We start from the raw sequence: 22,536 nt of genomic DNA on the forward strand, positions 1-22,536 counted from the left end.
TGAGGCTCTCAAACAGGGTTTAAAAGATTTAGTCGAAGAAACTTCCAAATATAATAAAGAATAGTCAGTGGTTCGCGACAGACCATCGCGAACCACTTTTTCTTTTCCACATCCCGTGAAAAGTCAGTCAAGAGGCAGGGGTGTATCAACTCATCCATGATGCCTATGAAACTGTACCCCGACTAGGAGAAAACTTCTTTTCTCACACCCTAATACAAGCCTATGGCAAGAAGATGGTTCGCGCTAAAGCAGCCCAGTTACAAGAACATCTAGGAGAATGCACCATCACAGAAGAAACCAACGGTCAGGTACATACTCTGCGCCTTGCATTTTCAGCACATCAGCAAACTCAACAAGTTCGGAGATAATTTATGGAACGGGAAATATTGATACATTTTGACACTGCTACAGGTGAAGTGAAAATAGAAGCCGAGGGATTTGAGGGATTGTCGTGCCTAGAAGCAACGCAACCCTTTGAAGAAGCTTTGGGTATGGTACAGGGCGATGGCATTTACAAACCAGAATCTCAGCAACAGCTTCGTAGCATCATTACTCATCAACAACAACTGTACCAATAAACATTCGATGGGGGAGCGAGGAAAATTCCCCCGCACAATTTTTCTATGAGCGAACTACCTGAAGATTATCCGATGCTCGATATTTATCCCTCAAAAGGAGTGCGGCAACCAGTAATTATCAAAGGAAATGCGGAGGGACTGTGTGCTTTAGTCAATGCCCTAATTTCCGCCATTGCTCATCCAAATTCTTCTGGAGTTGCTGAAGTGTTTAACGGCGATGCCGAAGTTTACGAAGTAGTCGTGCATCTTGTTACCACTCACGAAAAACTTTCTCCCGTACCCGATCAAAATTCGCAACAATGAAATTATCAAACCTGATTACCACCATTGACTCTCAAATACCCATCGTGGCAATAGATGTTCTGTCCCCCGAAGAAGCCACTATCATTCAGTGGTTAACTACTGAAGTGATGGACAAACTTAACAGTCCTGTGTACTTCTGGAATTTGGGAGTTTCCGGCTTAGAGCAATGTCTAATTGCTGACGACGGTGGACTGGTGTTCAAATCAGTCGAGACGTATAAAAAGCCTCATAACATAGACCCTTTAATATATGTGTTTGAGTACATCAACAATTTCGGCGGTAATGGGGTTTTTATCCTGGGAGATGTTCACCCTTTTGTTGGTAAAAACTCTCTGCAATTGAGTTGGGAAATCCTCACCAGAGTAAAAAACTTGTACCATCGCCTCAAACCGACTGAAAAGCGAATTGTGTTTTTAGGTCAAAACATTCAACTGCACGAATCCCTGCTGAGACTTATTCCTTGTTGTGAAGTTCCTTTGCCCAGCATTGAGCAAATTCAAGACCACTTAGAATCATATTTGCTGTATTTGCAAGAATCTGCCAGTGAGCAAGAGGTAACTTTTACCGTATCTCTCACTACTGAAGATAAAGAAACCTTGGCAAGAGCAGCTTTAGGGCTAACCTTGGAGGAAATTAGCGACTTTCTCCGGCTCACTGTTAAGGAGCGATTAACTTCTAAAGGTATAGTAATTGATACTACGGTCATCCCTTTGGTTGTCGAATACAAAACCCGCCTACTGTCTCAGATGGGTATTGAATTAGGTAAACTGGCGACCATACCCTTTGGTGGACTAGACCTGTTGCGCGATTGGTTGCAACGCCGCCGTCGGTTATTTTCCCAGGAAGCGCGATCGCTAAATCTACCCCAACCTAAAGGGGTGCTATTGGCGGGGCCACCAGGAACAGGTAAATCGATAGTGGCGAAAAACATTGCAACCATACTCAATCTTCCACTGCTGCAATTAGACATTGCCTCAATGCTTGGTAGTTTGGTTGGAGAATCTGAGGGCAATGTCCGTCGCGCACTCAAAACTGCTGAAGCTATTGCACCCTGTATTTTGTGGATTGATGAGGTTGAGAAAGCACTTTCAGCTAATGGCGATACTTCTGGAGTCTCACAAAGGATTCTGGGAAATATCCTCACTTTCATGTCTGAGTGTACAGCGGGGGTGTTTGTGGTGGCAACCTGTAATGACCCAACAGCGCTGCCTATTGAGTTCAAGAGGAAAGGGCGGTTTGATGAGAATTTCTTCGTTGACCTGCCTACTGAGTTGGAACGTTGCCAGATTCTCAAGATTCATTTGGAACGGTTTGGTATAGAAGTTCCACAGGAATATTTAGAGGCGATCGCTGCTGGCACCGACAAGTTTAGTGGTGCTGAGTTGGAAACCCTGGCATCAGAAGCAGCACTACTGGCTTTCGATGAGGGAAGACCTCAGCAAATCACACTGGCTGATTTAGAAAATTGTCAGCAAAACATTACTCCTTTAGCTGTTCAAGATGCTGCTGCTGTTGAGCGGATGCAGTCTTGGTCAAAGATTGCGCGACCAGCTTCCAGTCCTGTCCAGGTGTCTAAGAAAGGTCTTCGTACTTCTAGGTTCCGCACTAATTAGGTATTCCCAAATTAGTAATGATTTGAAGCTTTTGTCAAATGAACATCTGTTTTTGAGATATTCATTTGACATGGCAATACTTTACTCTAAATTATGTCAAAAATATGGAAGTTTACTTAATATTTGTAAATGCGGCTCAGAACAGTAACAAATTCTGGAGTGCAAAAGTTGAGCAAAGCAATCTAACTGTTGAGTGGGGTAGGGTAGGCTACAAATCTCAGCAAAAAGTTCACTCTTTCGGTAATTATCAACAAGCAGTTTCTAAATTTCATAATCTCGTGGCTGAGAAGAAAATGAAAGGCTACCGAGAAAGCCAACCTCAAATTGATAGTACTTCTGATTCTCTAGAAATCAAAAGAGCTATCCAATTACTGGAGATATTGCGCCCTTATGTAGCACAAAGACAATTTGCCAATAGAAATTATCTAGAGACATTAAACCAATATTTAAAAATTGTTCCTACACCTTTAGGAATGAAAATAGACCCGTCTCGAATATACCGCGATGTGGCAGATGTTGAACATCAACTATCACTGCTGAACTCTTTGTTGGAAACTGATCCTGTGCTGGTTGATAACACTACAGAAGAATCTGGCAATACAAGTAAAGTTATCAGTTTAAAAAGCATTGGAAAGAACTTTTGGAGGCATTTGTAGAACTTAATAATTCAGGAGCAAAGCCAGAGGCTCCGAAGGCTCCAGTTTGAATAAAGGCTTACCTGAGAGTCGTTAAATGGGATATATCAGTAAAATTCTGTATATCTCACAGAGTAAAAGCATCTGATTCAAAGCTTCACAGCCTTTATTTTCTGCTATCGCAGTCACCTTTCTAACAATGACGCAACCAGAAATAAATCATCATGACTCAAACAGCATCGAAACAAAGGTTAAAGCCTGCAAATCAGACAAAACAAACAAGTGTAGCTAATCCTAAAGGCGAAAATGAAGTATTAGCAAATATCACAGACATATCTACAGGGAAAAAGAAAAAACCTACATCTCCAGATGCTGATACTTCAACTGAGCCTATCTCAAATAAGCCTTGCGGTAAACGATTTTGTCAGCGCCCGCTTGATAGAAGTCGCGTATCCGCGCTTCCTCGTCATAACCGCACTTGCGGTAGAACGTTCGCGTCCGCTCGAAGTCCGGCGTTCCTGACGTTTCTACCAGCAACACACGCCCGCCGCGTGCCATCAATGTTTGCTCAACGTAGCGTAGCAGGGTCGCACCACGTCCTTGTCCTTGGCGGTCGGGTCGGATAGCAATCAACTGTAGATTCCACGTCTGATCGGTCATCCGTTCCATCTCACAGTAAGCGACCCCCACCGCCCCGTTGTCATCGTCGGTAATCCAAAAGCGATCAGCTTTGCCGTCTCGTAGAGAATGGCTGTCGTTGCTACCACCGAAGTAATCGGACAGCATTTCGCCAAGCTCCTCAAGTTGGTTCGGTTGGAACAGTCCGGTTGCATCGGCTAAGGCAATCAGCGCGGTTGTGTCATTGGGTATGGTCGGTCGAATCATCGCAAACTCCGTGTGCAAAACAGGTTAGTCGCTGGAGTAAATATCACAACAGTTGTTATGTTACATTAAAACATAACAACTGTTGTGATAATATGTCAACATATTTCATGTTGCTGTAAACCGAGGAGAGCTATGAGTTATGACGATCGCCGTATTGAAGTCGCTAAAGCGGCATGGCGAGTGATTGTCCGTGAAGGATTGGATCGTGCCAGTATGCGGGCGATCGCGCAAGAACTTGGCTCTTCGACAGGGGTTGTTACCCATTACTTTCGAGATAAAGAAGAACTCACCCTATTTGCCTTGGAACAGGTGTTTGAAAACGTCCTAGAGGACATGAAAACCTGTGCCGAGGGACGGCAAGGAATTGACAGACTAGTGCAGATGATTTTTGTGGCTCTACCTCTGGAGGACATTGACAAAGCTGATTGGAAGGTTTGGGTGGCATTTTTGGGTTATTCTATCGGGCGCGAACGCCTTGTTCAGGAGCACCGAAAACGCTATGACTTCTTACGGCAGATTATTTCTCAAGAGTTAGCTGACTTACAAAAAGCCTTGCTGATTCGAGCCGATCTTGATTTAACCCTCGAAGCCAATGCACTCATCGCCCTAGTGGATGGCATTGGCACTGGTGTTGTCATTTTTCCTGAGCAGTTCTCCGCAGATCAACAAAAATATCTCGTGCGGCGCCATATCAATGCAATACTTGCATCATCTTGAACACTGACGCGTAAGTTTTAAGTTACTACCAACTCGACCAAACGAAACTGCCTAACTATCAATACGGTTCGGTTAAGCCAAAAACCAGATAAGCTGAGGGTTAGCTCCTGAGTGTACTGTGATTGAATGCAACTTAAAGAATTCTCAGAAAATCACCTTCTGTTAATAGTTGTAAATACAGAAAAGGAGGAAATCTGGCAATGGATAAGCTAGAGCAATACCGCAATGCTATCAAGAAGATATTGACTGAGTATTACGAAACTACTAATACTCAAGTTATAAAAGATACGGGAGTTGAACTAAGCGATCGCTTGGCTTTTGATGAAACAAGAGATCAATATCTTTGGTTTCGGTTTGGCTGGGATGACAAAAAGCAAATACAGTATATTATCATCTATCTCTGCATTAAAAACGGCAAAGTTTGGGTGGAAGAAGATGCAACTAATTTATGCGTTGTTGATGATTTGCTATCAGCCGGAATACCCCAAGCCGATATTATTTTGGGTTTTCATCATCCCAGTAAACGAGGTTTAACAGAATTCGCTACTGCTTAAGGAGGCAGGTAAAAAAGATAAATTTAGCGTTTGATGAGCCAAGGATATGAATTATAAAATGGCTATAGCTCGGTTGTAAATTCCATAAACTTCTCCACCTGTTTCAACGTTTAAATAATTAGGCGTACTCAACTTCTGGTATCGGTAAATATTACTGGAATTGAGTAAACCAGACTATTTGGAAGTCAAAATTACACCCCCTTAACAGGGGTAAGGGCGACAAATTAAGGTTAATGAATCCTATGTCTACAGTCGCCCTACATCAAAAATATCGACCCCAGACAATAGCCGAATTAGTTGGACAGCCCTACATTAAAACTGCTCTGACTAATGCTGTAAAATACCTGCAAATTGCACCAGCTTATTTATTCACAGGTTCTAGAGGCACAGGTAAAACATCAACTGCTAGGATATTTGCTAAATCTCTCAATTGCCTCAACACTAAAAAACCAACTGACCAACCTTGTGGTATTTGTCAATCCTGCCGTTCAATTGAAACCAGTAATAGCCTAGATGTCAGTGAAATTGATGCTGCTTCTAATAATGGTGTAGATGATGCCCGTGCTTTAATTGAGCGCAGTACCTTAGCACCTGTTGCAGGACGTTACCGAATTTTTATTCTCGATGAGTGCCATTGTCTAACCGGTAACGCCTTCAATGCGTTACTTAAGTGTATTGAAGAACCACCACCTCATGTTGTTTTCATTCTCTGCACAACAGAACTGCACAAGGTATTACCTACTATTGTCAGCCGTTGTCAGGTGTTTAATTTCCGCACTTTGTCTGTTCAGGCAATTGTGCAGCACCTCGGTATTGTAGCAGATGCAGAATCTATCTCTATTGATGAGGAGGCACTGACAGCGATCGCAAGACTCAGCGATGGTGGATTGCGGGATGCACTGCAATTACTGGGTCAGGTGAGTCTTTTAGATGAAGATATCACTGCCAATCATGTTATGGAAATCGCTGGTGGTGTGACAGAAACAGAATTAATGTCAATTTTACAGGCAATATCCACGAACAACACCTTTAACTTGCTGCAAGTAGCAAGAGTTTTAGTAGATTCTGGAAAAACGCCCAAATTGATTCTCTCCAACTTACTGCAAACATACCGAGATTTACTAATTATCAAGTCTGCACTCAAAGAGCAATCCCTGCTGACTGGTTGTGTTAGCTATGCTCAACTCAAGGTTTTAGCAAATCACTGGAATTTCGAGACGCTTAACTTGTCTCTAGCAGAGTTACAAAAAGCAGAAAACTATCTTCGGTACACAGTAAATGCTGCTGTGTGGCTAGAAGTTTGCTTACTGAACCTGATGACCAGTTTATTGCCTGTCAGTGCAACCAAGACGCTAACTGCTAAACCTGTAAATGACAAAGGGCATGATAGCAAATTGTTACCAGCAGTTGCAGCCAATACCGCTAACCTGGCTCAAATTTGGCTTTCTGTGATGGATACAGCTAAACCCAGCAATCAAAAGCTGTTGGCTCATGCAAATCTCGTTAAATTGCAAGATGAAAAGGCAATTTTAGAGGTTACACCAGCTTACTTGAATAAGTTTGAGAGTAGTAAAGAAGCGATCGCTAAAATGCTGCAACGGGCTACCCAAAGTCAACAACCAATGACTGTGTTAATTAAAACTGCCAACAAGAGCAGTAATGGGAGGGTAAAAGGATGATTGTCTTGCTGACAGGTGACAATCAACACGCCATCCAGGAACAGTTCAACCAATACAAAGCAGAGATTGATGCTCAATGGCTCACATTTTGCTATCACCGATTTCCAGCCGATCGCCTTGACCAAGCTATCAGTGTAGCTCGCACTCGTTCCCTGACAGGCGGTAAAAAACTGGTAATTGTGGAAAATTGCCACCTCAAGCAGTGGGGTGATACTGAGTTAGAAACTTTGCAGCAGCTTGTTCAAGTGCCTGAATTCACAATTCTGGTGTTTGTCGCCACCACTGTAGATAAGCGGCTGAAGATTTACAAACATATTGTCAAGTATGCCAATTTGTTTGAGTTTCCATTGATACCACCTTGGCGTACTGATTTAATTGAGAAGGCGATCGCTACTCAGGCTAAAAAAATCAAGCTGGTGCTGTCAAAGGATGCAGTGGAATATCTAGCAGAAGCAATTGGTAACGACATGACCCGTGCAGCCACAGAGTTACGCAAACTGTATATCTATAGTATTGGCAGACAACTTGAACTTGCAGAAGTAAAAGAGTTAGTGCCATGTCAGACTCAGAATAGCCTACAACTGGCATCTGCTATTCGCCAAGGAGAAAGTAATCAAGTTTTGCACCTGCTGGATGATTTATTGTCACGCTCGGAACCATTAATGGTGATTGTTACTACTCTTCTAACGCAGTTTAGAACTTGGTTATGGGTTAAGTCTGCGATTGTTTCTGGGATTAAGAAAGATAGTGAATTAGCTCAACTGTGCAATATCAGCAATCCTAATCGCATTTACTACTTGCGTCAGGAGGTAGCAAATACAAGCATTAATGCTTTAGCTAAGGCAGTAACTATGATGCTGGACTTGGAAATGTCTATTAAGAGGGGTGCTGAAAGTAAGAATTTACTGCTAATAATTCTTAGTGTTAGCAGGTTATTTAAGTTAACTTAATCAACATAAAGTTGACTGAGAGTTTTGGATTTTGGATTGTATATTTGATTTCAGTCTAAAATCCAAATTCACTAATAATGATATTAGTATCTAACATAAATTTCACGAGTTATGTTTACCCTTATCTCGCCTTAGACAACTTCAGTGCTATTAACAAACCAATTTTCAACCTTGAAATTATTAAAAAATTCAAAATCAGAAACATTATTAGTTACCAGTATTAAATTATTACAGTAAACAATACTCGCAATTTGACCATCTACAAAAGCAGGAGTTTTGCCAATTTTGGATAATCTAGCCCTTTCTTGGGCGTGCCATTGTGCCGCCTTTAAATCGTAATCAAGGACTGGTAAATTTAATACCGATTCATGAATATAATTCCAAAGAGACTCTCGCCGCTTAGATTCTGGCAACCGCAAACAGCCATGTAAAAGTTCATGAATAACAACACTAGAAACAGCAACTTCTGATTTATGAATATCTAGTTTGTGCAAAACGTTGACATTAGGAATAGGACGTGCTGGCTCTGAGAGAATATTGGTATCAAGTAAGTATTTCAAGCTCATAGCTCAATTTCTCTTCCCACACTGCGATCTCGTAAGTCAGCGAAATCATCATCAGTAAAGATAATCCCCTCGCTTTGGATTACTTTTCTAAATTTTTGTAATCCCTCCCAAAAATGATCCCCTCTAGATTCCTCCTTTTTTTTACGGAGAAACTCAAACAAATAGTCTCGTTCTTCTGTGGGTAAACTTTCAATAGAATTAATAATTTCTTGTAAATTCATAAGAGAATCTCCTAATCAAGTAAACCCTACCTTTGCTAACTCTATTTTAATCTCTATTTCCATTGCCTCAGCCTCTTATATTTAGCCAATTTATGCAAAAATAGGATACAAGATTATGCTGATTGCCGGCAAATGTTTCTGGAGGACAGAAACAGCGATTAGCATAGGCGTAGCCCGCCGCAGGCATCGCCAGGGCAATCATCAATAATCCACCAATTTTAATTTTAGATTCATCTACAGCTAATTTAGATCCTTTAACTGAAAAAGCAATCAAGTCCAGTTAAGAGGTACAATTTATGGGGCGGTGTATTCGCAAAAAATCTTTAAACCCACTTTAATCAAATATAAAACGATAACAGTGGCGATCGCCGGATCGAGGGGTAAACCTGATAGAGTAGTCACAGAAACTATTAACCCTGTGAGTAAAGGGGCGCTGGCTGGGTTTTTGGTATATTCTTGGAATTGGGCGCGAAAGCCATCATCACCGCAAAGTTCTTCGCGCAGAATCTTCAGCGTAGATTGCCAGAGAGATTTATTCCCATAGACTTCTATACCTGTTTGCTCTTGCCACAATTCATCAAAACTGGTGTCGAGTCTGCCATTGTATTTTTCTAGGGTGGTAAGTGCCGTTTGTGCTGGGGTATAGTCTTTGAGAATTTGCTGAATTTCTTGGATTTCGGCAGAGGTTAACTGGGTACTCATGTTTTTATAGGTTATGCTTCTCTTTCAAATATTCCCATTTTGCTTGATATGAGTCAAAGTCCTCTGGAAAGGATGGGGAATTTTCAAAAAAACCTCAAATGCTTTCACCCTATATTTTCTTTTATTTGTAAGTTTGCATAATATTTCTCCTATGACTTTGTTTCTAGATTATCTCGCGCTGACCAAATTGCATCGCGTATTTCTCCAGCGCAATCTTCACCTGTTACCTCTCTCCAGATTGTTTCAAATTGGTTTTCTCCTATTTGTTTGAGCATAATTCCAAGTTGATGATATACGGTCGCTGCCTTATCCCAATTTTTTACATCTTCAAAAACTCTTAAGGCTTTTTTGTGATAAGCAACGCTGTCATCAAAGTTATGTTGTCTTTGTGCTACTTTACCCAATTGAACATATATATCTGCGGCGTTATAAGAATCTTTTGCATCTTCATAAATCTTTAAAGCTTGATTATAATAATCTCTTGCTTTTTCAATTTTTTCTTGTAAATAGGCTATATTACCGAATTGATAATATACCAGTGCAATATCATGTGGATTACCAGTTTTATTATAAATATTTAAAGCTTTTTGACAATAGGTAAATGCTTGATTTAGTTGTTGCTTTTCTCGTGCTATATTACTTAATTGATAATATGTACCTGCTGCTTTATATGTATCGGCTGTTTTATATATATTTTTAGTATCTTCGTAGATGTCCAAAGCTTTTTTTGAATAATATATTGCTTCATCAAACCGCCGTTGCAGTTGTTCCATTCTACCCAGATTATGATAAATACCAGCAGCCCTGTGAAAATCTCCAGATTGTAATCTAATCTCCAGTGCTTTTTGGTAATAAGCATCTGCTGTTGGAAAATCTCTTAGTTCTATAGCGACATTGCCTAAATTATTATTTAAAGTAGCAATTCCATCATTTACTGAAGAAGTATCTAATGCTACTAGCTGATCTAAAATTTTTTGATAAATTTCCCTTGCTTTTTCCAAATTATTAGCGTCTAAAGCTTCATTTGCTTCATTGTTACGTAGATACATCCACAAATCAAAAGCATCTTTACCTTTCTCTTTTGCTTCTTTCAAATCTGTACCTATTTGCTTAATCGCTCGTTGTCGTAGAGACTTAAATTCAGGTGTACGTCCCCAGAGCTTATATACATATCCTAATACTGTAAGAATTAATTGAACAGTACCCCAAAGGTTATTTTTTTCAGCAAGATACAAATTTTGTAAAAAATTTGGTTCTTCCAATCGCAACATTATACTGGTGGATTCGGCGTTGCTAATTAATTGCTCAGAGTATTTTTCTGCCAGTGCTGCATAAAAAAGAAGTAAATTTTTCTCCAGTTCCCAAATTGCTGCTTTGGTAATTTGTTTAGTCAGCCATTGGCGCAAATACCAAGGTAGAACAGGGTGAATTTTATAAATGTTATTGCCTAGAGATTCTAAAATACCTGCTTCTGCTGCTTCATCAAGAATTACTTCCCAATCATTAGTTTGTAAGTTTTCTCCACAAACCGCGCTGTATGCCTTTCCAAAATCACTATCAGGGTTGGCTAAGAAGATGCAGAGCCAATATGCATAAACTCTCTCAGAAAACATTGCCAAGAAAGGCAAATGCCTCTGAGTACGCACCGACAACTTAGCAAAAGAATAATCCAACGACACCGTGAGAGATTTATCTCTCCCCTCTTCCTCAGCACCAGAAAAAGTATCCAGTCCCAGCCGCAACGCCTCAATTAACTGTGATGGTGTCTGCGTCTTCAAATGCGGTAAAATCACCCGCAAAGATAACGGGTGTCCCCCCAACAGTTTCAACAAATCTAAATATTCCTTGGGAAGTTTCGCCCTATCTACCCCCACCATTTGCAGAATCTTCGCCGCTAATTCCTCCACATCTTGCTCACGCAGCCCTTGCAAATTCAAACTGTAAGCACAATCAAGCCAAGATTCCTCACGACGACTAGTAATCAATACCCAAGATTTCCCACTCCGCAAATCTTTAAGAAACCGTTGTAAATTCTCTCGCTCACTAGCACTCAATAACGGCTCATTCCCCGCCGGGAACCCCGCCACTGGTTCAAAGTTATCCCAAATCAACAAACAAGTTTGATTTTTCAGATAGTTTAATACAGCTTGCTGTTGTTTCTCGGTCGCATACTGGGAAAATTTATCTCCCCAAACCTTTCTACCCACTTGATTGACAACATTACTCAAGGTTGCGCCATGTTCAAAGGAGATAAAGAATATCAGAGAGCGTCCCTGAGTCTCATCTAGCCATCGAGCAAAACCTCCAGCTAACTCAGTTTTACCTACACCTCCCATACCTTGCAACAGCACAATATTGTTTTGGCGAAATGCCCGTTCTAAAAGTAAAATATGGTAATCTCTCCCAATAAAACCGTAGCGTCCTTCCTGGGGAAAATTCACTAAATTACTAACAGTTTCTTCAAAGTAACTTTCAATATCATCAACTGTATTTGCGGGTGTAAACGGGGTATAGTTTTCTTGCTGATATAGCACCGGCACTAGCCAATCTTGTAGCGGTTTATCTCCTTTGGGACTGGGACGCTGTGGCTGATTTAAAACTTCCTTTCGCCCTGCACTTACTGCTGTTGAGAGACTTTTCCCTGCTGCTAATTCCCCATACAATCGCCCCATGAAATGTTTAGCAGCTTGGGCATATACACTATAAGCCATTGCTACCACACCCTTAGCCCCCAAGGACACTAAGCGCGTCGCCACTGAAGAAAACTTTTCTTCTCCCTCCTGAGCAGATTTGCAAGCATTCAAGACAAAAATCGGCACGCGACAATCTGCTAAATTCTGAGCAATTTTCGCTGCTGTAATAATTTGTGGTGAACCATCGAACGCTTCAAATACTAAAACTCCTTGTCCCGCAGCACCGAAGCTATGCTGAAATCCTTGGCTGTCAGGGTCAAAATTGCCATGTCCATCAAAGTGAACGATATGATAAAACCCTGGTTTATCATTTAGTTCTCGCTCAAACTGATCAAAGCTAGGCGGACGCAAAACTTTAATATTGACTTTTTTGCGAATATTTGATATTGAGTCTAGAAGAGGACGGGCAATGGTTTTGAGTGCAATATCTTTTTCACCATAAGGTCGGGCAATTACTAACAAAATATTAAGTTTATCTTGGGGTAACTCTCCCATTTCCGCCCGGATAGGATAGTCGCTGAGACTGCGAGACATACCTGCTAAAGAAGGAGCAAGAAATTGGCGATCGCTTGGTGAGTAAAGCAACTCCCAAGGCAAATTTAGTACTTCTGGATTATCAGAAACAATCACCAACTCGCACTGATTCAATCCTTCATAAGTCGCTGCCTGAAAAAATTGCCGTGCTTGCTCACTACTACGAAATACTAACTCAAATAACTGCTCTCCCCAAGTCTGCAATTTCTGCTCAATCTTTACCGCATTATCTGGGGCTAGTCCATAGGGAAAGCGCAGATACTCTTCCAAATACCAGCGCAAATCGTCTAATGCTTTCTTGTCAAATGGATGCTCAAAAGGTACTGCTGGTGCAGTGCGACGATTAGCTTGTCCCCGTTGCCAAGAAAGTTGAATCGAATTTCCCTCATGAGTAATCTGCAAGCAATTTTTCGCCATATTTGCTGCCCTTGTAACTAATTAATTTTATGCGATGGCATTCCGATTTGATTTTTGAAAAACTGGGACACTCTAAGCCTTACGTGACAAAGGTTAGAGCTTCAGTATACCTGGTAAAATTCAAGCCGGATTTCTATAAGGAGTGTAATTTAGTATCACTCCCCCAATGGGGGATTTTTTAGGGCAGTGAGCGAAGACTACGACTATGACCACGCCAAACTACAATGCCCTGCTACAAAGCTTTTGGACACCACCTCGTACACCCATTACAGAAAATTCCAACTCAAATAACCATCCTACTGAACCAACAGATATTGCTGAATTTCTAGGTGAAGATTTACTCTGGCAACAGACTATCTCTGCCAAAGAACCTAATCTGAAAAATATCCCTAATGACCTACCAAATAAATTAATTAAAGCACTTCACTCATTAGGAATTACCCAACTTTACTCTCACCAACTTCAAGCCTTACAAGCAATTAGACAAGGTAAAAGTTTAATCCTCACCTCTCCCACAGCCAGTGGCAAAACTCTCAGCACATACCCCGCCATTCTGGAAGGTTGCATCAATCAAGAACATCGAGCATTAGCATTTTATGGACTGCGAGCTTTAGCGCTAGACCAGTTCCACAAAATCTCTGAACTACTCTCTACCATACCAACACAATCCAGACCTATACTGGCAATGATCACTGGAGATGTCAAATCAGAAAAACGAGAACAAATCCTCAAGAGTGAACCGCATATTTTAGGTGTCACACCAGAATTAATCCACTTTCAACTCAAGCAAGCCTGGAAATCCGCGCATTGGGCAAACTTTTATCAGCGATTACGCTACATACTGCTTGACGAAGCTCACACCCTCTCAGGCAGCTATGGCGCAAATATGTCCTGGCTGATTCGTCGCATTAAACTAGCAGTAGACCATTACGGTGGCGACTCCAAGAAACTGCAATTTATCTTCCTGAGTGCTACTTGTGGTAATCCTAAACAACTGGCTCTGAAAATCTCCGGTTTAAAACCAACTAAACTCAACCCCAAACCCCTAATTTGGATTCGCAAAAGTGGAGCAGCTTCACCATCTAGACAAATAATAATCACTCAGCCCAGTTACAATCTGACTGGTGATACCGCTCGAATAATTCAATTTTTGCTCAATCAAGGTAAATCAGGTATCGCCTTTTGTAACTCCCGTCGCAGTGTGCGGGAACTAACAGAATTACTCAAATCAAACCAAGTAGCTGCATTCTACAGTGGCATTACTTCTGAGCGTCGGGTAGAAGTCGTTGACCAACTCCAGTCTGGCACAATCAAGTGGATTATTGCCACAGAAGCATTAGAAGCTGGAATTGACCTACCAGAATTAGAATGTTGCATTTTGCGTGGCTGGCCTGGTTCCAAAATGGCATACCAGCAACGCAGTGGCCGCGCCGGACGTTCTCAGTCTGGACTGACAGTGCTGCTTCCCAATGCTCTCAATCCCATTGACTGCTATGTAGCAGAACATCCAGAAATGCTGGTATCGCCAGAAGCTGAGGAAGTATTCTTTAACGACGAATATCCCATCTTTGCTGCTAAACATTTGATGTGTGCAGCCGCAGAAACTGGTATTCCTACTAATAAAATCAAGCACTACTTTGGCACAGCAGCTTATGAGGTAGCAAAACTCCTGTTAGCCCAAGGGCATCTAAATAAAGGTCGTAATGGACTGTGGGCAAAGGGTTATCCCCATAAAGATGTTAACTTTCGGGGTGGCTTATCTCAAACTACTATCAAGCTAGTAGATGCAGAATCTGGGGAAGAACTAGAGGAAATCTCAGAAGATATTGCTCACCGGGAAGTCCATCCCCAAGCCATCTACAAACGACAAGATGCCAATGGACGAATGCTGACTTATCAGTGCATCTCCCTTGACTTGAACAGCAAGCAAGCAATTTTAAAACAGACAGCAGATAGCTCACTGTTTACAGTTGCAGTTACGGAATCAGAAACCAGTAGCCTAACAGTGCTGACAGATCCGGTGAAGTTACCATTGCTGTTTTCTCAAGTCAGTAAAGTTGATGATTGTCAGGAATACTTAACCCTGTCACTTAGTTTTGGTGAGGTTAAACACATTACTAGCGGTTACAGTTTAATGACCCAAATCTATGAGCAGACTTGTTTGAACAAACGGTGTCTTAACTACAAAGAGCCGCTACCTAAAGAACGTCGTTGTCGGCTTTGTAGCAAACTCACACGCAAAGCTCTAATTGTGAAAACCCTGTCAGAAGAAAAGTTTGAGCAGCCTTTCCGTACTCAATTTTCCGCACCAATGGTCAAAGTAGCGATTAACTCAAATGCGCGGGAATACCTCCAGCACAATGCCTTGGAAACTAGAACCAATTTAACCCGCAGTGGAGAAGCGATTCCCCCTGGTTATCAACAGTTGTGGGAATACTCCACTACCTTGATTGCTATCCACACCTTTGGGCATCAAATTATGAAAGCGTTGCAGCTAGTGGCTAGAGTTGACCCCAAACAGGTGAATTTTACAGTAGTGAAGGAGTTAGGGGAAAATAACAATTACACAGGCTATTTCTATGATACCAGTGATGGTGGAAATGGTGCGGCTGAAGCTGTGTTTAAGCATCTGCCAAAACTTGCTGGCGCTGCTAGAGCGATCGCACTAGATTGCAACTGCAATACTGGCTGTGCCAAGTGTCTAATTCAACATGGTTGCCCTGATGGTAACACTGCTTTATTAAAGCAAATGGGATTACTGTTGTTAGATGCGATCGCCTCCGGTCGGTCGGAGACCATCGCCTCCGACAAAACGTAGCCTATCGCTAAAATATTTCATTGTCCAAGCGATCGCTCTGTTGTTAGGCGATCGCCTACTCAAATCGTAGCTGAATAATAATGATAATCAAACCGAAACATTGATACGAACTTCGCTCTTATCAGTCTTTTTGTCTCCTACACGATAATCATTATTAGTAAAAAACTCGAATACTAAAAGTGAACTATAAACTGGATACTCATTTTTGAAGCATATCATGAGTGAAAATCTCATTTTTTATTTCAAATCACAACAAGCATCGTCGTAAACATCGCTCAACTTCCAGATTTTATTGTCCCAGATACTCAATCACTGCCTCCAAGTCTGCAATCGCCCGATTAAATCGATTGAGCATTGCTTCTGCTACTTCTGGTTGGGCGTTGACAGTCGGTAGTTTTTCCCTTACTACACCTTTGAGTGCTTCTAGCCACAGCGACAAATTTGTATGTCTAACTGCTGTCAACAATCCCATGTTGGTGAGAACTGACAAATGAAACCCAAGTTGGTCTTGTCCACCATAACCCAAATATCCGTTGCTCAGTTCTAGTTTTTCTGGAGTAAATTCAAAATACTGGTCAGAGGTAATACCAGCAGATTCTAGTTTGGGTTGTGGTAATGGAGGTTGGGATTGAGTCATTATCAGTTAGGATTGTTGTACAGCAGGTAATTTTGACATTTGCAAAACACTGTCTGACCAAGTGCCAAGTTCTTGAATAATCTGGTTTTTAGCTTCTGTGTTATTCCAGGCTTGTTCCCAGTTAAACAGCCAGCGTGTGAGAAACCTTCCTAAGTTTGCTAACTCAAAAGCATTGTCAATATCTATATCTGGGGCTATCCACTCAAGAAAATACATTGTCTCTCTAATCAGGCTTTTGACCACATCCTCATGCGTAGAATCACTGAAAAGTTGACTTATCCGTGCTAAATTAATTGCCAATTTTCCCAATCTAACAGGAATACTATCTTGCACAAAGGTTTCTTGCTCATAAGTTAAGCCACTATTCATCCCAGAAACTCCATAATAATTGCGGCAACCTGTTCTCTAATCTTAACGTCCATAATTTCCATTGAACGATTCTGTCGGGGACGGAGATTAACCATAGACTCATAGATTATCTGTTGTGTATCAGGTCTAAAACTAGCAGCCCAAATATCACTCTGCTTACTGCCATCTTCTAGCAACGCCTGTTCACAGTAAAAGTGCATTTCACCTCCCCCAGCCAGAATCCGATGTTCAATATCTACCGCTACCTTAATATAAAACTTTAACTCTTGTAGCATCTGCTCAATTTGCCCCGGTGTAGCACGAACTCTAATAATCTCAATCAAAAAACTTACTCCTATTAAACATACGCTTGCCCTGGCTATCTTGCCTAATTACATCAGCCTTCAACTATCAACATTAAAACCCAATTGGTGCGTAGCTTTGTAACTAAATTTTCTACTTCCTGCAACTGGACTTCCTGCAACCCACAATACGCTGTATATCTGTATTGAAGCATGATTAATCGAAGTAATTAATTTGCAGCTTACCGCTGCATGGGAGAGATGTTATATTCTCTCCACCATGCCAGTAATTAATCTTGCCGATATTCAACAAATTACTAAAACACAACAACAAGTCCTATTTCCCAGTCAAAAATATCATCCAAATCGCTCTGCCTTTGACTCTATAGTTGCAGATAACTTCTCTTTGGTGATGAAACAACTATTTTTAGGACTGACTGTAGAACCTTTATTAAATGCCTATCCTCAAATTGCTCAGTGGGTTGATCAAATACAGGAACTTGCCCCGGAAATTTTTCAATCTCGGAAAAAGTTATTAGTCGATAATCCAGTTATTGCACCTCTTGCAATTAATGACGATAAACACTTTATTCAAGTATTAACAAATCTAGCATTTAAACAAGGTATTCCCAGGCTTTATGAATGGGCTATACGCCATCCACATTTAAGCTGGCAAGACCGGGTAAAGTTGTGGACTACGGCTAGACAATACTCAGTTACTCCTAACCAAATACAACTCGTAGTTTTAGCATTACATCCTGTTAAACCAGCCCAAAGATTAGATGTACGCTGGAATAAAAAGGATCAGATGCAGACTGAAAAATGGTTAATTAAACTACTGACTCAATCTCCAGATAACAAATCACAATCAAATATAGTCATTCCTGAGTTATCGTCAATGGTCAAATTAGAAGCTATTCCAGAAGTCAAGATTTAAGAGGCTAATGCCTCTGCCATTGGCAAATGTTTATTACAGATAACACCAATGGTACTCAAATCAACTTTTGAGCATGGATGGCTACTATCAAAACTACTGAAATTAGATGATGAATATCAAGGTAGGTGGGAGCAATGGCGATGGACAATGGAAACTGGAGAACTACCTAAAGAAATACCACAAACTGAGTTTTTAGACTTAGGACATCCTCAAGTTTTACAGATGCTCTCAAGCTGTCTGCAATCTATTTCTACAGGTGGATGTGGTAGTCCTTCCAGATTTATTCCCTATTTCACTGACTGGTTACTTTATGCTCTAGGGCATCCCAGCATTGCTAAATTGCCTCATGAGCCAGAGGGATGTAACGGTGCGAGCAATCGTCTTATTCAAGAACTGGAACTGAAGCTTTTGATTTCTTGTCCCTTCGATTACTTCGGTCATTTGTTGGCTGCTAATCGTTACGGACAATCGAGAGCTAAATTCTATCCTACTCCTACTTGGACAGCCAGGACAATGGCTATTGCATCAGTTGACAGTTCTGCTGCAATAGCACCATTTCATATATATGAACCAGCACTTGGTACAGGAAGATTAGCATTGGAAATGTCCAATTATGCCATCAGTTTAACAGGCTGGGAGTGGGATTCACTACTAATAAAAATAGCAAGTTTAAACTTCATGCTTTATGCTCCATACTTGGCATTGCCTATTCCTAGTTTGGGCGGAGATTTAGTCATCGGAGACACCCTGACTGGCAAGGGTATTTCTTTTATCCGACCAAATTTAAAGTATGAAACTCCCGCATCAAAACGTCAAACGAAGCTAAATAATAGGTTGCTAATTAATGGTATCCAATATGAAAATACTAAAGCAGAAAATCTGTTGCAAGGAAGTTTATTTTGATGGAAATTAAAATTACTGAGTGGCAACAACTATTTCAAAATTGTGTCAGGAATCCTCCTCTGCCAATTTCCTTGCCTACTGTAGCACTTGCCAATCCTCCCTATTGCAAAATTAATCTCACTTCCGATTCCGAACTAGCCAGATTTGAGATGGCTTATAAATGGATAAAACACGGAGATGGAAGCTACGTGATTACATCCAAGTTGAAAACCCAAGCAGAACAAGAGTGCTTATTTGTAGAACAGTGTTTAAATCAATTGCAACCTGGTGAAATAGTCTGTATCTTGGTATCTAATGGAATTCTGTCTTCATCTAACCAAGCACACTTTCGCCGATGGCTATTAGAAGACATGGCTTTGCTAATTGCTTCCATTCAGTTACCTACAGAAAACTTTCAGGTAGAATGTGGATTGGGAATTATCACCAGCTTTTTAATTCTTCAGCGCAAAGGTGGAGATTTACCAGTACCAAAAGACTACTCAATCTTTATGGCAGTTGCGGATAAAATTGGTTTTGATAGTCGAGGTCGTCGTCTCTTTCGTTCAATTACAAATGGGCAACAAACCCAAGAAATTGATAGTGATTTACCGCTAATTATAGAAGAATTTAAAAAGTTTATGACACAAGTTTGGCAAAATCATATTTACCTAAAGTAATTCAGGACTTATATCAAGCCGGGTACGCAGCAGGCGCTCGTTAAGCATGAAAGAAAGCACTTCCCCTGTCTCGCTCTGCGGTCTTAATGATAAGTCTTTCACCGAACATGATATTACAGGGGAATTACAGGAGTGCCTCGCTCCGCGAGGAGCTTTGCTAACAATATTGTGTCAAAATTTAATGCAATCCTGGTGTTTGATAAACTCGTTTAGTAAAATTTTCTAAAACATTAGGTTCACTGCTATTAGACTCCTGTGCAGGTGCTACATCTTCCTCTGGTAATGGCAACATCCGCGCTGCTGACTCAATCCGTTCATGTAATGCTTGTGTTAGCGTTTTAATATCAGGAATTGTCACCTGACTTTCTAAAGCAGGTTTAACTTGTGTATCCCAAAGAGCCTCACTATCATGCGCCCGTTTTTCATCGGCTTTGGACACCGGAATAATTAAAGGATAAGGAATAGAAGCTTGTCCCTCGGAACTGTAACCAGGACTGGTAATTACGCACTTACCTTGAGGAAATTTCAAAATTTCGTCAGCACTGATTACAGGCATTTTTTGTAAATTCTCACTCCAGCTAATTGAACGGCTCATTTGTCCGCCAAGCGATCGCCCTGTGGTACGATTTTTAATCAGCACTTCCTTCTCACCGTAGCGTTTAGAGTAATCCTCAGCCGTTTTGTAATTACCAGGATTAAACAAGACATGGGTACTGCAAGCAGAAGCGATCGCACTTCCCATCTTATCCCCATAAATATCGTAAAGTTGCTCTAAACTTTGGATACCTAGAATAAAGCAGGCACCGTTGGAACGATATTCATTAATCCACTGCGGTAATCTGTCCAACTTAATTGATGGTAATTCATCCAAAGAAATAATCAACGGGTCTTTGCGGGGACGGCTTAAATTACCAACAATCATCAAGTGCATTGCAGCTGCCAGCAGAGGCCCAACCACACTACGACGTTCATCATCTAGCTTGAACACCACCATCTCTCTACCTTCAAGCTTAGTGGGAATATCCGATTTCCCTATAAATGCTCTCAGCAAATCAGCTTGGATGAAAGATGAGAAAGTACCTGCTGCTGTGGTCAAAATCCCCGAAATAGTCTTCTCTGCATCCTTGGCACTCAAAAATTGAATAAACGAAGTCGCCACCCATTCATCCAACCTTTTGGACTGTACCGCATGGTCAAGACGCTGTACCAGTTTTGGCAACCGCAGCACAGCATACAGCATCGCCATATCTGACTTTTCACGGGAAGTCCTCAAACCGCGAAACAACGTGACTTTTTCCACAAGCTAATTCTCAATAGCTTTAAGTTAATGAAAATGACTCACGTAAAAATCATGGTCTGAGAAAAGCTCAAAAAGGTGTTTTCCAGATACCGTGAAAAGTCAGGCCTCTTGATCCCACCTAAACCCGATATCTGCGCGGACACTTAAACTACGGCCAGGGACAACAATCTCAGCACTTTTCTCTTGGGAGTCGTCGTAATAACCTCTGAGCAATTGTGGTTTTTCATAAACTTGGACGGTAAGCTGCAAATCTTGTAGAGCTTGTACTAAACATTCACGGTTAGTTAGTTTTGTAGCGACAGTTGAAAAGTGTGACATTTCCTACCTCTAAATACTGTGGACTGGTAAATTAATGCGAACAGTGGTGATAGACAAGGAAGCAAAAAGTTCCTACCTATCACTTCCCCTCTTAGTTCCGTAGCAAGCTTGGGAAGTGTGGGCGTATTGTCTTCCTCTACAACGCCACTTGCTTACTGCTGTGGAAACCCGTCCACCGCAGTGGCTCCCCCACACCTCGTTTTCGATCAACGACGATACAGACATGCTCTTGATTGTTTTTTCTAGCGAAGTTTGAGAGACATCGCTGTAGCTTTGGTTAAGCCCATACCCTCATCACTTGCTAATCGTTGGAGATGGCGTTGTTCATCCAGAAGCTTGGAGCAAATTTCATCCATTTTTTCCTGTAACTGAGAACGCCCTTGTGAATCCAGCTTTTTGGCATCCACAGAAGCGTTTTCGAGAACATTTTCTAGATGAGCCATCATTTGTCCAAGGCTGCTACCTGCTTCAAAACTGGCGTTAGCCAAAAGCATTTGGACTTTCTTGAAATGGCGTTCCATCTTCTTCTTGAAGTTGACTGGCTTGCGTCCTGGTTCCCAATTGCTCAAATCTTCGAGCAACTGGGCTGCTAGTTGTTCACCTCCTGCGTTAGCGAAGCTCACCGAAGGTATCGCTGATTCCCTCAGTGTTTGTTCTAAATTTCTGTCATACTGTTCGATAAACCGAGTTATTTGCCCTAAGCATTCAGCTTGTTTCTCTGACAATTGTTCACTGATGGCGGGAATAATGACAGGACGACCAATTACTACTTGTAAATAGTCCTCTAGTTCCTCTAAACAGGGAAAAGCTTTGGCTAAGTTCTGCTTAACTTCTTGTTGTTGTTCTACAGATAACTGCCAAGCATTGAGTGAGAGAAATTTATCAATACGTTCTTGATAGTCTGTGTACCCCTTTTCATACTCTTCTTTCAGTTGAGTGCGTAAAACAGGTGCAATATTATCTCGAATTCCGATTAGTTGATTCCAGACCAAGGGTGCTAAGTCTATAGAACAAATCCAATCACCATTGTCATAATTCATCCATTCTTGGACTGAAGCAATTTCTTGCCTTAATTGGCTTGCTGCTTCGTCTAAAGCTTTGAAAACTTTGATGCCCTTTAAACCAACTTCTGAGGTTGTAACCGGGAGCATCCCAGTTTTTGAAGTGGCTCAAACCGACAATAATCCATTGAGGTAGGCACAGCGATGGGCTAGGACTTGAGGTACATTTTCTCGCTTCCACTGCGCTCCGGAAATCTTAGTTCGACGGT

General features: G+C 41.3%; 23 protein-coding genes and 2 pseudogenes. 13 read left to right on the top strand and 12 right to left on the bottom strand.

Annotated features, from left to right (window positions below):
- Positions 1-128 precede the first annotated feature (128 nt).
- From LC586_RS33675 to LC586_RS33695, 5 genes and pseudogenes are all read left to right on the top strand, one after another.
- Positions 129-368, top strand: a pseudogene (locus LC586_RS33675) (DUF1257 domain-containing protein); the annotation flags it as partial.
- Between the two features lie 3 nt (positions 369-371).
- Positions 372-578: a DUF2997 domain-containing protein gene (locus LC586_RS33680; RefSeq protein WP_229489830.1), complete on the top strand. Its 207-nt coding sequence runs from the start codon at positions 372-374 to the stop codon at positions 576-578.
- A 45-nt stretch (positions 579-623) separates the two neighbouring features.
- Complete coding sequence (locus LC586_RS33685; RefSeq protein ID WP_229489831.1) at positions 624-881, top strand: hypothetical protein; 258 nt, start codon at positions 624-626, stop codon at positions 879-881.
- Positions 878-2,494 (top strand): AAA family ATPase, encoded by a 1,617-nt coding sequence (locus LC586_RS33690; RefSeq protein WP_229489832.1) that lies wholly within the window; start codon positions 878-880, stop codon positions 2,492-2,494. Before LC586_RS33685 ends, LC586_RS33690 begins: the two co-directional genes overlap by 4 nt.
- A gap of 104 nt (positions 2,495-2,598) precedes the next feature.
- On the top strand, positions 2,599-3,150 hold the full coding sequence (locus LC586_RS33695; RefSeq protein WP_229489833.1) for a WGR domain-containing protein: 552 nt from the start codon (positions 2,599-2,601) through the stop codon (positions 3,148-3,150).
- A 369-nt stretch (positions 3,151-3,519) separates the two neighbouring features.
- On the opposite strand, the gene LC586_RS33700 is transcribed toward LC586_RS33695, so the two are convergent.
- On the bottom strand, positions 3,520-4,014 hold the full coding sequence (locus LC586_RS33700; RefSeq protein ID WP_229489835.1) for a GNAT family N-acetyltransferase: 495 nt from the start codon (positions 4,012-4,014) through the stop codon (positions 3,520-3,522).
- 132 nt (positions 4,015-4,146) lie between these two features.
- Between LC586_RS33700 and LC586_RS33705 the strand changes: the two genes are divergently transcribed.
- The 4 genes from LC586_RS33705 to holA all read left to right on the top strand — a co-directional run bounded on the left by LC586_RS33705 (position 4,147) and on the right by holA (position 7,914).
- The gene (locus tag LC586_RS33705; protein WP_104902206.1) at positions 4,147-4,731 is read left to right on the top strand and encodes a TetR/AcrR family transcriptional regulator; all 585 of its coding nucleotides are present in this window, start codon (positions 4,147-4,149) and stop codon (positions 4,729-4,731) included.
- Positions 4,732-4,931: 200 nt separating this feature from the next.
- On the top strand, positions 4,932-5,285 hold the full coding sequence (locus LC586_RS33710; RefSeq protein WP_229489836.1) for a XisI protein: 354 nt from the start codon (positions 4,932-4,934) through the stop codon (positions 5,283-5,285).
- Between the two features lie 242 nt (positions 5,286-5,527).
- Positions 5,528-6,964, top strand: a complete 1,437-nt coding sequence (dnaX, locus tag LC586_RS33715) for a DNA polymerase III subunit gamma/tau (protein WP_229489837.1) — start codon at positions 5,528-5,530, stop codon at positions 6,962-6,964.
- Positions 6,961-7,914, top strand: coding sequence for a DNA polymerase III subunit delta (gene holA, locus LC586_RS33720; RefSeq protein WP_229489839.1), 954 nt, complete (start codon positions 6,961-6,963; stop codon positions 7,912-7,914). Before dnaX ends, holA begins: the two co-directional genes overlap by 4 nt.
- A 131-nt stretch (positions 7,915-8,045) precedes the next feature.
- Here the strand turns inward: holA and LC586_RS33725 are convergent, their stop codons facing one another.
- The 5 genes from LC586_RS33725 to LC586_RS33745 all read right to left on the bottom strand — a co-directional run bounded on the left by LC586_RS33725 (position 8,046) and on the right by LC586_RS33745 (position 13,047).
- The gene (locus LC586_RS33725) at positions 8,046-8,480 is read right to left on the bottom strand and encodes a type II toxin-antitoxin system VapC family toxin (RefSeq protein WP_229489841.1); all 435 of its coding nucleotides are present in this window, start codon (positions 8,478-8,480) and stop codon (positions 8,046-8,048) included.
- A complete protein-coding gene (locus LC586_RS33730; RefSeq protein WP_229489843.1) occupies positions 8,477-8,701 on the bottom strand; it encodes a hypothetical protein in 225 nt (74 codons plus the stop codon). Before LC586_RS33730 ends, LC586_RS33725 begins: the two co-directional genes overlap by 4 nt.
- 67 nt (positions 8,702-8,768) lie before the next feature.
- A complete protein-coding gene (locus LC586_RS33735; RefSeq protein WP_229489859.1) occupies positions 8,769-8,975 on the bottom strand; it encodes a hypothetical protein in 207 nt (68 codons plus the stop codon).
- Positions 8,976-8,995: 20 nt separating this feature from the next.
- Positions 8,996-9,403, bottom strand: coding sequence for a hypothetical protein (locus LC586_RS33740; protein WP_229489845.1), 408 nt, complete (start codon positions 9,401-9,403; stop codon positions 8,996-8,998).
- Positions 9,404-9,552: 149 nt separating this feature from the next.
- Entirely contained in the window at positions 9,553-13,047 is a 3,495-nt protein-coding gene (locus LC586_RS33745) for a tetratricopeptide repeat protein (RefSeq protein WP_229489847.1), read from the bottom strand.
- 205 nt (positions 13,048-13,252) lie between these two features.
- Between LC586_RS33745 and LC586_RS33750 the strand changes: the two genes are divergently transcribed.
- On the top strand, positions 13,253-15,865 hold the full coding sequence (locus LC586_RS33750; protein WP_229489849.1) for a DEAD/DEAH box helicase: 2,613 nt from the start codon (positions 13,253-13,255) through the stop codon (positions 15,863-15,865).
- Positions 15,866-16,154: 289 nt separating this feature from the next.
- Here the strand turns inward: LC586_RS33750 and LC586_RS33755 are convergent, their stop codons facing one another.
- Genes LC586_RS33755 through LC586_RS33765 form a run of 3 tightly spaced genes read right to left on the bottom strand, consistent with a single transcriptional unit; the run spans position 16,155 to position 17,194 of the window.
- On the bottom strand, positions 16,155-16,502 hold the full coding sequence (locus LC586_RS33755) for a hypothetical protein (protein WP_229489850.1): 348 nt from the start codon (positions 16,500-16,502) through the stop codon (positions 16,155-16,157).
- Positions 16,503-16,508: 6 nt separating this feature from the next.
- The gene (locus tag LC586_RS33760; protein WP_229489851.1) at positions 16,509-16,871 is read right to left on the bottom strand and encodes a hypothetical protein; all 363 of its coding nucleotides are present in this window, start codon (positions 16,869-16,871) and stop codon (positions 16,509-16,511) included.
- On the bottom strand, positions 16,868-17,194 hold the full coding sequence (locus LC586_RS33765; RefSeq protein WP_084177611.1) for a DUF5674 family protein: 327 nt from the start codon (positions 17,192-17,194) through the stop codon (positions 16,868-16,870). The genes LC586_RS33760 and LC586_RS33765 overlap by 4 nt, the downstream gene beginning before the upstream one ends.
- Positions 17,195-17,387: 193 nt before the next feature.
- On the opposite strand from LC586_RS33765, the gene LC586_RS33770 reads away from it, so the two are divergent.
- The 3 genes from LC586_RS33770 to LC586_RS33780 are packed head-to-tail and all read left to right on the top strand — an operon-like array spanning position 17,388 to position 19,648.
- A complete protein-coding gene (locus tag LC586_RS33770) occupies positions 17,388-18,089 on the top strand; it encodes a hypothetical protein (RefSeq protein ID WP_229489852.1) in 702 nt (233 codons plus the stop codon).
- Positions 18,090-18,137: 48 nt separating this feature from the next.
- The gene (locus LC586_RS33775; protein ID WP_229489853.1) at positions 18,138-18,992 is read left to right on the top strand and encodes a hypothetical protein; all 855 of its coding nucleotides are present in this window, start codon (positions 18,138-18,140) and stop codon (positions 18,990-18,992) included.
- A complete protein-coding gene (locus tag LC586_RS33780) occupies positions 18,992-19,648 on the top strand; it encodes an N-6 DNA methylase (RefSeq protein ID WP_229489854.1) in 657 nt (218 codons plus the stop codon). The genes LC586_RS33775 and LC586_RS33780 overlap by 1 nt, the downstream gene beginning before the upstream one ends.
- Positions 19,649-19,826: 178 nt before the next feature.
- Here LC586_RS33780 and LC586_RS33785 read toward each other — a convergent pair whose 3' ends face one another.
- The 3 genes and pseudogenes from LC586_RS33785 to LC586_RS33795 all read right to left on the bottom strand — a co-directional run bounded on the left by LC586_RS33785 (position 19,827) and on the right by LC586_RS33795 (position 22,417).
- Complete coding sequence (locus tag LC586_RS33785; RefSeq protein ID WP_229489855.1) at positions 19,827-20,948, bottom strand: type IV secretory system conjugative DNA transfer family protein; 1,122 nt, start codon at positions 20,946-20,948, stop codon at positions 19,827-19,829.
- Between the two features lie 102 nt (positions 20,949-21,050).
- A pseudogene (locus LC586_RS33790) lies at positions 21,051-21,266 on the bottom strand (DUF1257 domain-containing protein); the annotation flags it as partial.
- Positions 21,267-21,508: 242 nt separating this feature from the next.
- Entirely contained in the window at positions 21,509-22,417 is a 909-nt protein-coding gene (locus LC586_RS33795; RefSeq protein WP_229489858.1) for a hypothetical protein, read from the bottom strand.
- Between the last annotated feature and the right edge of the window lie 119 nt (positions 22,418-22,536).

Origin of the sequence: Nostoc favosum CHAB5714 (genome assembly GCF_020829495.1) — a bacterium.
Taxonomy (GTDB): domain Bacteria; phylum Cyanobacteriota; class Cyanobacteriia; order Cyanobacteriales; family Nostocaceae; genus Nostoc; species Nostoc favosum.

Coding starts and splice junctions, on each gene's coding strand:
- LC586_RS33680 (WP_229489830.1), top strand. CDS start 372: ATGGAACGGGAAATATTGATACATTTTGACACTGCTACAGGTGAAGTG.
- LC586_RS33685 (WP_229489831.1), top strand. CDS start 624: ATGAGCGAACTACCTGAAGATTATCCGATGCTCGATATTTATCCCTCA.
- LC586_RS33690 (WP_229489832.1), top strand. CDS start 878: ATGAAATTATCAAACCTGATTACCACCATTGACTCTCAAATACCCATC.
- LC586_RS33695 (WP_229489833.1), top strand. CDS start 2,599: ATGGAAGTTTACTTAATATTTGTAAATGCGGCTCAGAACAGTAACAAA.
- LC586_RS33700 (WP_229489835.1), bottom strand. CDS start 4,014: ATGATTCGACCGACCATACCCAATGACACAACCGCGCTGATTGCCTTA.
- LC586_RS33705 (WP_104902206.1), top strand. CDS start 4,147: ATGAGTTATGACGATCGCCGTATTGAAGTCGCTAAAGCGGCATGGCGA.
- LC586_RS33710 (WP_229489836.1), top strand. CDS start 4,932: ATGGATAAGCTAGAGCAATACCGCAATGCTATCAAGAAGATATTGACT.
- dnaX (WP_229489837.1), top strand. CDS start 5,528: ATGTCTACAGTCGCCCTACATCAAAAATATCGACCCCAGACAATAGCC.
- holA (WP_229489839.1), top strand. CDS start 6,961: ATGATTGTCTTGCTGACAGGTGACAATCAACACGCCATCCAGGAACAG.
- LC586_RS33725 (WP_229489841.1), bottom strand. CDS start 8,480: ATGAGCTTGAAATACTTACTTGATACCAATATTCTCTCAGAGCCAGCA.
- LC586_RS33730 (WP_229489843.1), bottom strand. CDS start 8,701: ATGAATTTACAAGAAATTATTAATTCTATTGAAAGTTTACCCACAGAA.
- LC586_RS33740 (WP_229489845.1), bottom strand. CDS start 9,403: ATGAGTACCCAGTTAACCTCTGCCGAAATCCAAGAAATTCAGCAAATT.
- LC586_RS33745 (WP_229489847.1), bottom strand. CDS start 13,047: ATGGCGAAAAATTGCTTGCAGATTACTCATGAGGGAAATTCGATTCAA.
- LC586_RS33750 (WP_229489849.1), top strand. CDS start 13,253: ATGACCACGCCAAACTACAATGCCCTGCTACAAAGCTTTTGGACACCA.
- LC586_RS33755 (WP_229489850.1), bottom strand. CDS start 16,502: ATGACTCAATCCCAACCTCCATTACCACAACCCAAACTAGAATCTGCT.
- LC586_RS33760 (WP_229489851.1), bottom strand. CDS start 16,871: ATGAATAGTGGCTTAACTTATGAGCAAGAAACCTTTGTGCAAGATAGT.
- LC586_RS33775 (WP_229489853.1), top strand. CDS start 18,138: ATGGTACTCAAATCAACTTTTGAGCATGGATGGCTACTATCAAAACTA.
- LC586_RS33780 (WP_229489854.1), top strand. CDS start 18,992: ATGGAAATTAAAATTACTGAGTGGCAACAACTATTTCAAAATTGTGTC.
- LC586_RS33795 (WP_229489858.1), bottom strand. CDS start 22,417: ATGCTCCCGGTTACAACCTCAGAAGTTGGTTTAAAGGGCATCAAAGTT.